A 14,791-nucleotide genomic window follows, 5' to 3' on the forward strand; every position below is an offset into this window, starting at 1 on the left:
CAGTCGCAAGGGGGATCAACCTAGAGATTTTCCAGCATCTTAACAATCACCTTATAGGAGCGTTCCGCCGCCAGGCGGGTAAACGCCTGAAAATCGATATGGGAGCTGCCGTCCGCCTTATCGGACATGGAACGGATGATCACATAGGGGATGCGGTTCATATAGGCCACTTGGGCCACGGCCGCCCCCTCCATCTCCGTGCATACTCCATGAAATCTCTCATGCAGTTCCTTCACTTTATCGTGGTTGGCAAAAAATTGATCTCCAGATAAAACCCGCCCCCGCATCACCTTTCCTTCCCCAATGGCCTCCGCAGCAGCCGCAGCCATGTCTACGAGCCGCTGATCGGCGGGAAAAATCGATTCAGGAAAGAAAGGTATCACTCCCCGGGGAAAACCTAAGGGAGAGGCATCCATATCATGCTGCATGGCATCGGTGGAGATGACGATATCCCCAATTTCCAACTCAGGATGAAGGGCACCTGCCACTCCGGTAAAGAGAATGCTGGAGACCGAAAAGCGGTCAATGAGAATTTGCGTACATACCGCTGCATTTACTTTGCCCACGCCCGATTTTACCAGGACGATGGGTTTCCCGTTCATCTTCCCGGATATATAGCGGATTCCTGCAATGACGTGGCTTTCTTCCTCCGTCAGATGAGGGAGAAAGCGCTCGATCTCTTCCTCCATCGCACCGATAATCCCGACCGGCTCCATCTTCTTTCCACACGCTCCTGTTTAAAGCATTCTACTTTAACGAGTTCTAGCGTTCAAATTCCAAACCTCTATCTCATTCAACGGAAAAGGAGATTCCCGCTGCGTTTGGTCTGCTCCTCCCACGATTCACTCGCCACCCTTCAGACGGTAGGCTGGCTGGTCGATTGGCGAAACTCGATGCGGTGCGGGAGAACGACCTCCATATTCTGGATCTCTTCCTGGTTGATCAGTTTGGTCAGAAGTCGCATGGAGACGGCGCCGATATCGTACATGGGTTGAACCACAGAGGTAAGCATGGGACGAACCATTTCAGCGATGCGGGTATTGTCAAAACCTACAACTTCAATATCTTGGGGAACTTTAAGACCTTGATCCTGAATCGAATGGATCGCCCCAACGGCGATCTCATCGTTGGCCGCAAAGATGGCTGTCGGTGGGACGGAAAGGGATAGCAGAGTTTTCGTGCCCTTTAAAGCCATCTCATAAGTGGGGTAGATCTCCATAATGAGATTTTCATTCACAGGGACTTGATATTCCTTTAATGCTTCTACATATCCTTCATAACGGGCACGCCCCATGGCGTTCTGGAAGGACTCCGAGAGAAAAGCGATGCGGGTATGTCCCTTTCCCAATAGGAAGGAGACAGCGTCGTAGGAGGCCTTCTTTAGGTCGATGCGAACCGAAGGGAGCTCATGTTTTGGATCAGCCGTAGCTACCAACACGATGGGAATTGGAGAAGTGGTAAAGATGCGGCGATGATCTTCCGTTACATTTCCTCCCAGGAAGAGGAGGCCGTCCACCTGCTTCTCCAGAAGGTTATTAATCAGCTTTAATTCTTTGTCCAGGTTTTGATCGGAGTTGCTCAAGATGATATTATAGTGGTACATATTGGCGATATCTTCGATTCCCCGGGCCAGTTCGGCGAAGAAAGCGCTTGAAATATCAGGAAGAATAACGCCAATGGTCGTGGTCTTTTTGCTTGCCAGCCCACGCGCCACCGCATTGGGCCGATAGCCCAGCTCTTCGATAACTCTTAAAACCTTTTTTCTGGTACTTGGTTTCACGTTGGCACTCCCGTTAATGACACGTGAAACCGTTGCCATGGAAACACCTGCTTCTCGTGCTACATCGTAAATGGTTACCGACATCGCCATGCCTCCTAACCGTACCGCTTTTCCCTTATCATACGATAAGGGAGAAAAGAGTTCAACATTTTTCCCTTATTTTCTCCTGATTTTTCGTAAAGATTCATGAAAACTACCCAAAACTACGAAAAGGGAGTATAATATACTCTGCCCCCTATTTGATACAGAAAGGAGTAAAGCGTACAAATCCCCTTATTACGGGGAGTAATGTGCGCCATGAAGTCATGAAAGAAAGCTCGGAAAAAGAGATATTAAAGCTCCTCGATGAAAAACCACCTTTTATGGTCCTTTTTTTCTCCACTCCCTTTTGTGGAAAATGTGTGATCGCAGAGCGGAATCTGGAATCCGTCTTGACCCAATTGCCTGATTTTCCCATATATAAATGCGTCGTAGATTATGCTCCGAAAGTGGTAGAACGTCTTCAGGTAACCTCGGCACCCTCCCTCAAGTTTTTGGTGAATGGGGAAGTGGTCCACACCTCCTTCGGGATTCGCACCACCGATGACCTCTATTATAACCTGAGCCCTTATGTGAAAAAGAACGAAAACCCTTATGAGGACTTCGATTGGGGAATAGGGGAATAGCGTTACCCCCCGATCTGATCCCTCATCGCTTATCGGTTCAAATCCCTCCAGGCAGGAATGCCCGGAATGCTTGAAGCTTCTTTGATGGCCCGGATCACCGCCAACTCCACCGCCTTGGCAGCGAGGGTTCCCACCACATCTACGGGAACGTGGGGCCCTCCGGTGCCCAGGGCAAAGAGAGTATCTCCGTCATGCATGGTATGGACCGGGTAAATGGTACGGGCCAGGCCGTCATGGGCCATCTGGGCGATTTTATTCGCCTCAGGCTTGGTGAGGCTGGCTCCGATCGCCACCACTCCAATCGTCGTATTGGTGCCTGGAAAAAAGGAATGATAGTTTTTTCCCAGTACTTCGATGCTATCCAATAGTTTCCCGTTCTCCACATCCCTCACTCCTGCCAGGAGCTCACCGTTTTCGGGATTCCTCACCTCCCCCAACGCGTTGACGGCGACCAACGCTCCTACCACCACCCCATTTTCCATGGCAATGGAGGCAGAACCGAGCCCCCCTTTCATGCAATGGGGAAGTCCTGCGACTTTCCCCACCGTCGCTCCGCATCCTGCTCCCACGTTCCCCTGGGGAAAATCCCCCCTTGTTGCCCTCTTGGCCGCTTCATACCCCATCTCCGCACCGGGGTGGACGTGGGGATTTCCCACGGCGAGATCGAAGAGGACGGCCGCCGGAACGATGGGAACTTTGGCGATGCCCACATCAAGCCCGATGCCCCGTTCTTCCAGATAACGCATCACCCCGGAAGCGGCGTCGAGCCCAAAGGCGCTCCCCCCCGAGAGGGTGATCGCATGAACCTGCTGCACAAGATGAAGGGGGTTTAGAAGATCGGTCTCCCGGGTTCCGGGGGCTGAACCTCGTACATCCACACCGGCGACGGCACCCTCCTCACAAAGAATCACCGTGCATCCCGTTAATGCTTCATGATCTTCCCAGTTGCCCACTTTAATACCGGGAACATCCGTAATATTCCCATATCTCTCCATGATGAATGCTCATCTCCCTATCACGGCTGCCGGACCGCCGACGGCCATCCACTTTAGGCTTTCCTAGCGACTATAGGCCCTATGAAAGCCGCGATTTTTTCCTCCGGCCCCCCACCCGCATCCAAACCAAGACCACCGCCATGGTGATGATGACGGCGACGATCGCCTCCGGCAACCCGTTGGCCACCGCAACGGTTAAGGCAACCCCGGGAGCCATATATCCCCTAATGGTCGCCATGCCCAAGACGAAGATGGTATTGGTCATGCTCCCCAGAAAGGCGGCTGCCCCTACGGCGAAAGGAATGTTTACCCTGCGGAGAGCCACGAAGACAACCCAAGCCACCACGCCGATGAAGAGACGGGGAAGAATGGAGACGAGGGGATCCTTAAAGAGGGGAAGCGTGGCGTTTAAGAAAGAAGAAATGCCAAAGATGGCGCCGATAATGGCCCCTACAACCCATCCTTCCATGATCCCGCCGATGATGACAGGTAGATGCATAATGGTCGCATTTCCGGCGGCAGTAGGGACAGGAATGTACCCCAGGCGAGTTACTCCGAGCAAGATGGCGATCGCTCCGAGAACCCCGGCGATCACGATGCGGCGAACCGTTAATCCTCTATCCAACACGATACCCTCCAATTCATTTTAAATCCCATCTTAAAAATCGCAATTCATCGAAAACTTTTTTGGTTTATCTTCCCTCCCCCGATCCCCCATCTTTTTTCACCTTGATCACACCCAGAGAAAAGAAATTGGATGACTACGGTTACATTTTAAAGGATAACTTGAAGAAACACAATGAAAGCTGCGAAAAGAATCGAACAAAGGAGAGCCAAATAATCGGATCCCTTGGCCGTATACGCGGTATAGGTCGTTCTCTTGGCTCCCGGCATATACCCCCGGGCTTCCATCGCAGAGATCAGGTCTTCCGCCCGGGATAATGCCGAATGAAAAAGGGGGATGATGAGGGGGAACATCTCTTTCGTCCGCCTTACGATATTCCACCAAGCCCCTGTGCCAAATTCCGCGCCCCTTGAAGCTTGCGCCTTCATCAACTTCTCCATCTCCATGGCAAAGGTGGGAACGAAACGAAGGGCGATGGTGAAGATGAGGGAGATTTCATGAGCAGGAAATTTAACGATTTTCAAAGGACGCAACAGGCGTTCCACGGCATGAGCCAATTGGGTGGTCGAAGTGGTTAAGGTTAACAGGCTGGTCAGGAGTATGATTTCCACAAAACGAAGGGCGGAAACAATAATGAGCCGAAGGCTGTCGCTCGTCACCAAAATAAATCCATACTGAAAGTAGACCTCTCCTCCCGAAAAAAGGGAGCCCTGAAAGAAGAATTGTAATATCGCCAATAGGATCATGAAGGGAATGGCGGGAATCACCCCGGAAAGGCCGTAGCGGATGGGGATCTTCCCCAGCAGGAAGAGGAGGATGGAAAAAAGCAGGCCGATTCCATTCCCCACATAGGTGGTGTTAAAGGATAGGGCAATAATAACAATCATGAAAGAGAGCAGCTTCATCCGCGGATCGAGGCGGTGCAACGGAGAAGGAACCGGAAGATATTGTCCGATGGTGATGTGTCGAGAAAGTTCCAAAGGCGCTGCCATCGTATCACCTCTGTAGAAAGAAGTTAAACGAACATGCAAAGGATATCATCTGTCAGAGGGTGCCCATCCCTTATGAGATCGTGATCGTATTGAAACGGAGTGGTCATTACCCGAAGTAGATTCTCCCTTTTGGAGTTAGAGGGCGTTCACTCATGTGACAACATCCGCCGAACGTGAACCTTCACCGAAAGAAGCTCACCGTCTCGGAGGAACCACCCGGATGATTTCCCGGGCCGCCTCTTCCACCGTTAAGGCGTCTCTGCGGACGGGAAATCCCCGTTCCGCGAGGCGGTGCATAATCTCCACGGTGGTCGGCATTCCGATCCGGGTTTTTTCGAGGTCGGCCGGGCGGCTAAAGATTTCCCGAGGCGTCCCTTCCAGCGCCACTCTCCCCTCGGACAGGACGTATACCCGATCAGCCAGAAGGGCCACTTCCTCCAGGTTATGGGAGACAAAAAGGAGTGTCATCCCCTCCTCCCGGTTTAAATGGCGAATTCGCTGCAAGATTTCCTTGCGGGATTGGGGATCCAGGCCCGAGGTGGGCTCGTCCAAAATGAGGATTTTCGGTCGAATGGCCAAAATGCCTGCGAGGGCAACCTTTCTCTTCTGTCCCCCGCTCAGGGCGTAGGTGGGGCGATCCACCATCTCATCATAGGAGAGGCCCACCATCTCCATCGCCCACCGGGCCCTTTCCCTCACTTCCTCGAGGGGAATCCCCATCTTAAAAGGGCCGCAGGCAATCTCATCGCCGATGAGGGGTTCAAAGATCTGGTCTTCCGGATTCTGGAAGACCAACCCCACCTTGCGGCGCAAGGCACGGACATCCAACTTCGGATCGGACAGGTCCTGTCCATCCACGATCACTTTTCCGGATTGGACGGGAAGAAGCGCATTCAGATGCTGGATTAAGGTGGACTTCCCTGAACCGGTATGGCCGATGATGGCCACACATTCCCCCTCATCCACCCTCATGGAAACACCCTGTAGCCCCTGATGCTCAAAAGGAGTTCCTTTCATGTAGGTATAGAACAGACTTTCAACTTGGATGACGGGGCCTGTTTCCCCCACGGAGATCCACCGGCTTTCTAGTGTGAGATGGTTGTGAAGTGATGGCTTAGGAAGCGATAAATGCTATTGTGGGATTTTATGGGTGGAGCGAAGCCGCTCTACTTCCGCGATCAACTCGTTTTGGGTGAGCAAATCCGGAGAGAAGTCTTCCCTCTCCCCGTGAATCCGTTCGGCAAGGCGGAGCACCTCCGGAATATCCACGCCGAGAGGGTAAATTTTCTCCTTTTGGCGAAAAACTTCCCGAGGAGAACCGTCCAAGAGGATTTGTCCCTCATGCAAAAGGAGGATCCGATTTGCCTCCGCCGCTTCCTCCATGTGATGGGTGACGGTGAGGATGGTCATTTTTTCACGATGCAGGCGGCGCATCACCTCCAGCACCTCTTGCTGCCCGATGCGGTCCAGCATGCTGGTCGCCTCATCGAAAATGATACATTCCGGCGCCATCGCCAAAACCCCGGCAATGGCCACCCGCTGTTTCTGCCCTCCGGAGAGATGGTGAGGGGGGCGGAAACGATACTCCGTCAAGCCCACCGCTTCCAGCGCCTCATCCACCCGGCGCTTCATCTCCTCCCGGGGGACGGACAGATTTTCCAGGCCGAAGGCCACATCCTCCTCCACGATGGTGGCGACGATCTGGTTATCCGGATGTTGAAAAACCATGCCCACACGCTTCCGGATCTCCTGCAAATGTGTCCGCTCCTTCGTATTGAATCCCTTGATCCATACGTCGCCCGATGTGGGAAGGAGAAGCCCGTTCAAGAGTTTGGCGAGCGTCGATTTGCCCGAACCGTTCCGGCCGATGATGGCCACATATTCCCCAGGGTAAACGGAGAAGGAAATCCCCTTCAAAACCTCGATCGTTTGCTTTTGATTTAATGGATAGGAAAAATGAAGATCCTCCACGCGAATCATGGGCTCCATCGTTTATCCCCCAGCCAAACCCCTATATGTACGTAGCTATTCTACCATACCATCCCGTTAGCGACAATTCGCCCTGGCCCAAAAACCCCCACCCCCCCTTGAATAGGGAACGTATGAATGGTATAATCCATTAAGAAGCAAAAAGCACTGAATATTTCGAAACGTTGAACCGATATATCATGAATGCTCGCCATGATATCACTTTCATGGAGGTTTATGATATAACGAAAACGATCTCCGCAGATACGATGAGGAATAGGCGTTGCGAATGAGTCACCATATCAAACAATATTTTCACAAGATGGAACGTATATACCGGTTTCTGCTGGAACGGTTCGGCTTGCGACCCCAAGGATGAATCTCTTTGACAGACTGATTAACTGATTATAGGAGGAGATTCCGTGACAAAAAATGTGCCTCCCAAGCTGCCGCTTACGATGGATGAACGGAACCGTTTGCGGCGGGAGAAAATGAAGTTGAGCGACATTGCCGACATGGAGCCCGTATTTTTGGCCGGCATTTTGGACACGTCGACCCAAAGGGCCAGAATTTTGATCGCGCTTGCAACGTTTCAGCGGATTCCCTCCGTTGGACCGCGATTTGCGCAGGATCTGGTGGATCTCGGATATTTTTCGCTTGACGAGTTAAAAGAGGCGGACGGGGCCAAGCTGTTCGACGATTTGGAACGGCTGCACGGGAGAGGAATAGATCCCTGTGTGGAGGATCAGTTTCGCTTGGTTGTCGATTACGCCAACAACCCCGAACGGGGCAAGTTCTGGTGGGACTTTACGGAAGAGAGAAAAGCCTATCGCGCGCAATTCGGGTACCCCAAGTCCCGCACAAATGCCGAGAAGGTTCAAGACGGCGAATAAGCGATACATTCGAACCATTAAAACCCCCCAATTCAAAGGAATGAATGGGTGATGACCATCGCCGAGCAACTTTTTAAAGAAGGCATGGAAAAAGGAATTGAACAAGGTATCAAAAAAGGAATTGAAAAAGGAAAATTGGATATAGCTCGAAAAATGCTCTTGAAACATCCCAATTCTTCAATGGTTTGCTTTCTAAGATTCTCGTCAACCGAAGACCGGGATATATCCTGAATGTTCAGAATAAAGGAATCATATAATCATATCGTGGTAAGATCACACTTGACGTAAAGGAAACGATGCTATAAAAGTTTTACTTAGTTAGTTAAATAACTTATATCAGACATCCCACAAAGTTAGGAGAGTTCATATGGCAAAACCGAACATCGTTTCAAAACAAGACCTGATCGAATCGGCCAAGAGATGCATCGTGGAGCAGGGGATTCAAAATCTAACCCTCAATTCCGTGGCTAAGGGCGCCAACGTGACCCAAGGAACGGTATTTTATCACTTTCGTACCAAGGAACAATTGATGTTTGAAGTGGTTAAGGATTTGTGTCGATCTTCCTGGGAATCTCTCAAGCGGATTCCCGAAACCGGGCATGAAAAAATCAGGTCTGCTTTGGATTCCGCGCGAAGCCGATGCACCCCCGACTCCTTTTATCACCAGTTGTTTCTATCGCTCGTGATCTCGGGATTTCAAAACGAAAAGATCAAAGAACAGTTGGGAAATCTTCTGGAATACGAAAATCGGTTCCTCACGGAGCAGCTTGCTACGGTCTGGCCGCAGTCGCCGATTGAGGGGGTCTCATTGAAAACCTGGGGCATTCTTCTAAAGGCGATCATTGACGGTCTCGCGCTTCAAGCCCTTCTATCGAAGGACTTCCCGGTGGATGAGATTTTTAAGGAACTTGAACTGATGGTTCACCACCTGACGCAGGCTTCCCAAGCAAACTTGAATGAAGAGGAGTGAAACCTATGTTCTTCCAAAAAATCGGATTAACCCTTTTGTTTGCCCTGTTCGTCTGGGGCTTCGCCACCGCCTTCTTTGTGTTGTTCGGTCCGATCTTTCTTGTCGATCCGGACCATGAAAGATTTCTCCCTTTGTTTCTACTGCTGGAAATGAGCACCGCTCTTCTTTTGTACCTTGTGATTCTGTGTTACACCCGTATCGATCGTACCCCCAACGCCGCTACCAAGTTTGGGGTGTGGGGCGCGGCGGCCGGCCTGTTTTTGGATACTTTTTCCCTTTGGCAGCACACCCTCTTCTTCCCGACCTTAAGCTCCGGTCAATTGCTTTCGTTTGCCATCTGGATGGTATGCGCCTATGCAATTTATTTGATCCTTCCATTATTTGTCGACCATAAGAAACAGACGACATGAGAAATTGGGGTAGGTATCCTCAAAACCCCTTGAATAGGGAACGTATGAATGGTATAATCCATCTCAGAAAATAAGCAAAAGAGAGAAGAGAATGGATCTCATAAAGAATCCCCATGACCGTTTTTTCAAGGAAACCTTAAGTGATCTGGAGACGGCCAGAGATTTTCTCGTTCATTATCTCCCACAAGATCTCCTCAAATATGTGGATCTCGGCAGGATCCACCCGGAAAAGGAAAGTTTCATCGAAAAGGATTTAGAAGAACTTTTTTCCGATCTCCTGGTGAAAACCAAGATCAACGGCAAGGACGGATATTTCTATTTCCTCTTTGAGCACAAAAGCTATTTTTCCAAAAATATTTCCCTCCAACTGCTGAAGTATATGGTCCGAATCTGGGAGCATAAGATAAATAAAGAGAAAATGACCGATTTACCGGTCATCATCCCCCTCGTGGTTTATCATGGGGAGGAGAGTTGGAAGGTCGGATCTACATTGGGGGATCGAATATCGGGTTTTTCGGCCTTTCCTGAAAGCGTGAGAAAGTATATTCCCAATTACCAATATCTCTTGTATGATCTTTCACCTATGGGGAAGGAAGAAATCAAAGGAACGGTTAAACTGAGGATTTTCTTGGAGATTTTACGAACGATTTTTAGTAAAGATCGAGAAACTTTTTTGCAAACGCTAAGGAGGTCGCTGATAGCCCTCGAAGAGATCGAAGGACAAACAAAAGGGACAGAGTATTTCGAAACGTTGATCCGATATATCATGAATGCTCGCCATGATATCACGTTCACGGAGGTTTATGATATAACGAAAACAATCTCTACGGAAAGGAGTGAATGGGTGATGACCATCGCCGAGCAACTTTTTAAAGAAGGCATGGAAAAAGGAATTGAACAAGGAATTGAAAAGGGAATTGAAAAAGGGATTGAAAAAGGAATTGAAAAAGGGATTGAAAAGGGAATTGAAAAAGGAAAACTGGAAGTAGCTCGAAAAATGCTCTTGAACGGGATGAGCATCGATTTGGTGCAACGGGTGACGGATCTCCCCTTGGAGGCGATCCGACGATTGCAGCAGGGGAATGAAAACTGAAACTCTCTCGTCCAAGGGAGGTGTACTCTGAGAGGTAGTTCATAAAGCGTAATAAAGGATAGGGAGAAATTCCCTATCCTTTTCCTTTTTTATGACGATTCCCGCACGCCAGAACGTACCAGGTATTGGGCGAATGGAATGATACGATTTTCTCTATGGTCATCCAACCATCAAACCAGTTCTGCGGCCACTTGGCGCAAACCCTCCAAAAATTCCTTAAACTGAGGGATGTTCATCTGTTGGCTGGCATCGGAGAGAGCCACCGCCGGATCGGGATGCACCTCCACCATGATGCCGTCTGCGCCGGCGGCGAGGCCTGCCTTGGCTAAAGGCAAGAGGATATCCTTTCTCCCTGCGGCATGGGTTACGTCGACCAGAACGGGGAGATGAGTCTCCTGCTTCAGGATGGGTACAGCGGAAATATCCAGGGTATTCCGGGTTGCTTTCTCGTAGGTGCGGATCCCCCGTTCGCAAAGAATCACATTCTTATTCCCCCGGGACAGGATATATTCGGCGGCCAGCTTAAACTCGTCAATGGTGGCCGACATGCCCCGCTTCAGAAAGATGGGGGTGTCCAGGGTGCCCGCTTCCTTCAGCAGGTCGAAATTCTGCATGTTGCGGGCCCCGATCTGGATAATATCCACATACTCGATCGCCATCTCCAGATCGGAAGGTTTCATGATCTCGCTCACCACTTTTAGGCCAAGAGTATCCGCCACTTCCCTCAAAATCTTTAACCCTTCCACGCCTAAACCCTGGAAGTCATAGGGAGAGGTGCGGGGCTTAAAAGCACCCCCACGAAGGAGGGTAAGACCCTGTTCCTTGATCACTTCGGCCACCTTCATGGTCTGATCCCGGGATTCAACCGAACAAGGACCGGAGACGACAACCGGCTTTCCACCACCGATCTGCACATCCCCTACCTTCACCACCGTATCTTCCGGTTTCCGGGTTCGGCTGACCAGAAGGGCCTGTTCATGTTGTTTCTGCTGCAATTGCAAGGAGGCGGAGAAAATCTGCTTAAAGAGATGGCGAATGGTGTTGTCATCAAAGGGACCTTGGTTAATCGAGACCAATTGGTCCAACATGGTCCGTTCCCGGACCGGATCAAAGCGGTTAATCCCTTGTTTCAGTTTCAGCTTACCAATCTCCTGTACCACTTCCGCCCGTTTGTTTAACCACTTGAGAAGCTCCAGGTTAATCTCATCTAATTGCCTCCGTAAGCTCTCCAGTTGTTCGTTGCTCATCTCTTTCTCCACTCCTTTAGGGCTTTTAACTGTTAAAGCATGAGGTTTATGTGATATTATACATGAATACGGCGAAGATGTCACCCTATTTTTGCCCTTTTTCTCATTCTGCTTTTTACATAAGAAAATCGACGCATTTATGCCCTCCTTTCGTTTTAAAAACCGGAACATAAAAGCCGGTACTTCCCCAGGCAGGATTTTTGCTTCCTTTGTCGAAATAATTATCGATAGATTAGAACGGAAGGGATTCCTTATGAACAATAAAACGAACTCTGTACACGATGAAACAAAACATATCTACGCCCTGGACATCGGCACCCGCAGCGTGGTAGGCGTGGTGCTGGAAGTGACCCCAACCCCCGACGGGCCCCATTACCGCCTCATCGGGACGGAGATGGAGGAGCATCAGGAACGTTCCATGTTGGATGGACAGATCCATCACGTGGGGGCGGTGGCCAAGGTGATCGCCAACGTCAAGGAGAAGCTGGAGAAGCGATTCGGCCCCATCAAAGAGGTGGCCGTGGCGGCGGCGGGACGATCCCTAAAGACGAAGCGGGTCACCTTCCAACAGGAGATTAAGGAGACGCCCCCCCTAGATGAAGATCGAATCCTCGCCATGGAGCTAAGTGCGGTCCAACAAGCCCAATACCTTTTGGCGATGGAGAATAAGGAAACCGAAGGAGAAGGGATTCAGTACTACTGCGTGGGCTACAGCCTTCTTAGTTCCCGCATCGACGGCATGCAGATCGGCCACCTTCTGGATCAGCGGGGAGAAATGGCCGAGGTGGAGATCCTGGCCACTTTCCTCCCCCGCATCGTCGTCGATAACCTGCTGGCCGCCTTAAACCGGGCCGGTCTAACCATGTCGGCCCTCACGCTGGAACCCATCGCCGCCATTCATGTCCTCATTCCTCCCTCCATGCGCCGCCTAAATCTGGCCTTGGTCGATATCGGAGCGGGAACCTCAGATATCGCCATCACCGATGAAGGAACCGTAATCGCCTATGGGATGGTACCGGTTGCCGGAGATGAGATTACCGACGGGCTGGCCCGCCGTTTTCTCCTCGATTTTCCGGAGGCGGAGAGGGTAAAGCGAACCCTCAGAGAACAAGAGGAGGTCGCCTTTACCGATGTATTGGGCGTTTCATATCAGATGAAGAGCGCCGACATTCTGAAAGAGCTGGAAGAGGAGAGGGAGCGCCTCATTCAAGCCATCGGTGAAAAAATAATGGAGCTGAATGGAAAACCACCCCAGGCGGTGATCCTGATCGGCGGAGGGAGCCTCCTGCCCACCCTCGGCGAACGTTTGGCCCATTTTCTCCGGATTCCCTCCCAGAGGGTGGCCGTCCGGGGCGCCGATGCGATTCCAAATATCCATCTTCGGAACAGAAAAAAGGCAGGACCGGAAATGGTAACGCCCATCGGCATCGCCGTGGCCGCTTTGGAGCATCCGGTCCGCTATTTGAACGTAACCGTAAACGGGGAGAGCCTGCGTCTCTTCGATCTCAGACGCCTCACCGTCGGGGATGCGGCGATGGCAGCCGGCATCGAACTAAAACGGCTTCACGGAAAACCGGGACTGGCCGTCTCCCTCCTCTTGAATGGCCGTCTCCGTCTCTTCCCGGGAAGCCACGGCAAGCCTCCCTCCATCCTTCAAAATGGGGAAAAAGCCGGGTTAAACAGTACGATTAAAGATGGCGACCGAATCGAGATCATCCCCGGAGAGGATGGAACGGTTCCGAAACTCCTCGTAAAAGATGTGATTCAAGAGATTGCTACCCTTGACCTCACCCTGAATGGAAAGCCCATCTCTTTCCCGCCCGACATCAAGGTGAATGGAAAAGAGGGGGATCTCCTTAGCCCCCTGAAAGATCGGGATGAGGTAGAGGTGCATCTCCCGACCCATATCGGGGATCTCCTCCCCTTCCTCGTCTCCTCCCGTTATCTAACCATGCCCTTATGGAAGGAGATTTCCTATACGGTAAATGGGGAGACAAAGAAAAAGGGGATTAAGAAAACCGCCTGGCGGCTCAATGGAAGTCCGGCCGACCTTCAAACCCCCATCCATAGCGGGGCGGTTCTGGAAGTCACCCAAGAAGAGGTAAAATTTACCTTGCAGGATCTTCTCTCCGGCGAAGAGGAGAGGCGCTTATCCCTCCATGTCCATTTTAACGGCGAGCAGGTAGAAATTCCTCTCGTCCGGAGGGAAATCCGAATCAATGGCATAAAGAGCGAAAATCTTGAGCAGGAGATCACAGACGGGGATCGCATTACCATTGAGGAAAAACCCCTCCCTGCCCCCCGTTTCCATGATCTCTTCCGTTATGTGGACTATACTCTGCCCTCCTCCTATTCCCGCCAGCGGGTGGAGTTATTAAAGAATGGGGAGGAAACGACGCTGGATCAGTCCTTGCACGATGGAGACGTCCTCGAGATCCGCTTCACTCCCGTTGCGGATCGAGCCCACTGATCCTTCTCCCCATTTTCCAATCCCCCTTCTTAGAAACGTTCATGGCCGCAGCTACCCCGGCATGCAGGAACGTTCACCGTTCACACCTTCCACTCTTTCATCCAGCCTGTTGGATGAATGTTCCTTTGGCCAAAGGATGCGTCATAACAAAGGGGAGAGTTTCTCTCTCCTCACCTCATAATGGGAAACGTGTGCCACTAACCTTTTCCCATCCAAGAGGATCACTTGGGGAGATTGGTGCATCACCCCGAGTCTCTTCTCGATTTCTTGGGAGATGGGGCGGGATTCGATCACTTTAACGAGTCCCATAGGAACCTCAGGATGTTCTTCGGAGAGCAGCTCCATCTCCCGGTAGGCCCGGGCACTGATGGGACAACGGGTGCTGTGTTTAAAGAGGATGCGTTTCCCCATCCCCTGTAGAAATTCCTCCAATTTGGCAAAATCATCAATCTCACTCATGCTCATTCGTACCCTTCACTCCTTTTTTCTATCTTGAATCAAATCCATTGAACATTTTCACCCCCTGGTGGCGCCGCACGAGGGGGCATGGGGGTATCAAGAAGAATTTTAGGAGACCCTTGCGATCGACCCCCTGGTAGTATACCAAACCGTGGAGAGATTCGTCACGAAGGAAAGTTTCATCTTCCGCTCTTTTTCTCTAAAATCGCTCTTTTTTAAACATC

General features: G+C 51.0%; 16 protein-coding genes. 7 read left to right on the forward strand and 9 right to left on the reverse strand.

Features of this window, described 5'->3' with window-relative positions:
* Positions 1-20 precede the first annotated feature (20 nt).
* Both THEAE_RS0110975 and ccpA read right to left on the reverse strand, forming a co-directional pair.
* On the reverse strand, positions 21-716 hold the full coding sequence (locus THEAE_RS0110975) for a 5'-methylthioadenosine/adenosylhomocysteine nucleosidase (RefSeq protein WP_028987499.1): 696 nt from the start codon (positions 714-716) through the stop codon (positions 21-23).
* Between the two features lie 140 nt (positions 717-856).
* Positions 857-1,864, reverse strand: coding sequence for a catabolite control protein A (ccpA, locus tag THEAE_RS0110980; RefSeq protein ID WP_028987500.1), 1,008 nt, complete (start codon positions 1,862-1,864; stop codon positions 857-859).
* Positions 1,865-2,070: 206 nt separating this feature from the next.
* Between ccpA and THEAE_RS22075 the strand changes: the two genes are divergently transcribed.
* On the forward strand, positions 2,071-2,445 hold the full coding sequence (locus tag THEAE_RS22075) for a thioredoxin family protein (RefSeq protein WP_052329928.1): 375 nt from the start codon (positions 2,071-2,073) through the stop codon (positions 2,443-2,445).
* A gap of 29 nt (positions 2,446-2,474) precedes the next feature.
* Here THEAE_RS22075 and THEAE_RS0110990 read toward each other — a convergent pair whose 3' ends face one another.
* The 5 genes from THEAE_RS0110990 to THEAE_RS0111010 form a co-directional block, all read right to left on the reverse strand.
* A complete protein-coding gene (locus tag THEAE_RS0110990) occupies positions 2,475-3,440 on the reverse strand; it encodes a P1 family peptidase (protein WP_028987501.1) in 966 nt (321 codons plus the stop codon).
* A gap of 79 nt (positions 3,441-3,519) precedes the next feature.
* Positions 3,520-4,065: an ECF transporter S component gene (locus THEAE_RS0110995; protein WP_028987502.1), complete on the reverse strand. Its 546-nt coding sequence runs from the start codon at positions 4,063-4,065 to the stop codon at positions 3,520-3,522.
* Positions 4,066-4,214: 149 nt separating this feature from the next.
* A complete protein-coding gene (locus tag THEAE_RS0111000; RefSeq protein ID WP_005581766.1) occupies positions 4,215-5,057 on the reverse strand; it encodes an energy-coupling factor transporter transmembrane component T family protein in 843 nt (280 codons plus the stop codon).
* 195 nt (positions 5,058-5,252) lie between these two features.
* A complete protein-coding gene (locus THEAE_RS0111005) occupies positions 5,253-6,125 on the reverse strand; it encodes an energy-coupling factor transporter ATPase (RefSeq protein WP_028987503.1) in 873 nt (290 codons plus the stop codon).
* 63 nt (positions 6,126-6,188) lie between these two features.
* On the reverse strand, positions 6,189-7,046 hold the full coding sequence (locus THEAE_RS0111010; protein WP_028987504.1) for an energy-coupling factor transporter ATPase: 858 nt from the start codon (positions 7,044-7,046) through the stop codon (positions 6,189-6,191).
* A 401-nt stretch (positions 7,047-7,447) separates the two neighbouring features.
* Here THEAE_RS0111010 and THEAE_RS0111015 point away from each other — a divergent pair, with 401 nt between their 5' ends.
* The 5 genes from THEAE_RS0111015 (at position 7,448) to THEAE_RS0111035 (ending at position 10,391) form a co-directional block, all read left to right on the forward strand.
* The gene (locus THEAE_RS0111015) at positions 7,448-7,918 is read left to right on the forward strand and encodes a helix-hairpin-helix domain-containing protein (RefSeq protein ID WP_028987505.1); all 471 of its coding nucleotides are present in this window, start codon (positions 7,448-7,450) and stop codon (positions 7,916-7,918) included.
* Between the two features lie 51 nt (positions 7,919-7,969).
* On the forward strand, positions 7,970-8,149 hold the full coding sequence (locus THEAE_RS23555; RefSeq protein WP_028987506.1) for a hypothetical protein: 180 nt from the start codon (positions 7,970-7,972) through the stop codon (positions 8,147-8,149).
* 136 nt (positions 8,150-8,285) lie between these two features.
* A complete protein-coding gene (locus tag THEAE_RS0111025; RefSeq protein ID WP_028987507.1) occupies positions 8,286-8,888 on the forward strand; it encodes a TetR/AcrR family transcriptional regulator in 603 nt (200 codons plus the stop codon).
* 5 nt (positions 8,889-8,893) lie between these two features.
* A complete protein-coding gene (locus THEAE_RS0111030; RefSeq protein ID WP_028987508.1) occupies positions 8,894-9,298 on the forward strand; it encodes a DUF5367 family protein in 405 nt (134 codons plus the stop codon).
* A gap of 91 nt (positions 9,299-9,389) precedes the next feature.
* On the forward strand, positions 9,390-10,391 hold the full coding sequence (locus tag THEAE_RS0111035) for an Rpn family recombination-promoting nuclease/putative transposase (RefSeq protein ID WP_005581774.1): 1,002 nt from the start codon (positions 9,390-9,392) through the stop codon (positions 10,389-10,391).
* A gap of 170 nt (positions 10,392-10,561) precedes the next feature.
* Here the strand turns inward: THEAE_RS0111035 and THEAE_RS0111040 are convergent, their stop codons facing one another.
* Positions 10,562-11,638: a bifunctional 3-deoxy-7-phosphoheptulonate synthase/chorismate mutase gene (locus THEAE_RS0111040; RefSeq protein WP_005581775.1), complete on the reverse strand. Its 1,077-nt coding sequence runs from the start codon at positions 11,636-11,638 to the stop codon at positions 10,562-10,564.
* A 253-nt stretch (positions 11,639-11,891) separates the two neighbouring features.
* Here THEAE_RS0111040 and THEAE_RS0111045 point away from each other — a divergent pair, with 253 nt between their 5' ends.
* Positions 11,892-14,108 carry a cell division FtsA domain-containing protein gene (locus THEAE_RS0111045; RefSeq protein WP_028987509.1) on the forward strand — a complete coding sequence of 739 codons (2,217 nt, stop codon included), beginning with the start codon at positions 11,892-11,894 and terminating at the stop codon, positions 14,106-14,108.
* 141 nt (positions 14,109-14,249) lie between these two features.
* On the opposite strand, the gene ytxJ is transcribed toward THEAE_RS0111045, so the two are convergent.
* Positions 14,250-14,573 (reverse strand): bacillithiol system redox-active protein YtxJ, encoded by a 324-nt coding sequence (gene ytxJ / locus THEAE_RS0111050; RefSeq protein WP_052329932.1) that lies wholly within the window; start codon positions 14,571-14,573, stop codon positions 14,250-14,252.
* Positions 14,574-14,791 lie beyond the last annotated feature (218 nt).

Origin of the sequence: Thermicanus aegyptius DSM 12793 (assembly GCF_000510645.1) — a bacterium.
In the GTDB taxonomy this organism is placed as follows: domain Bacteria; phylum Bacillota; class Bacilli; order Thermicanales; family Thermicanaceae; genus Thermicanus; species Thermicanus aegyptius.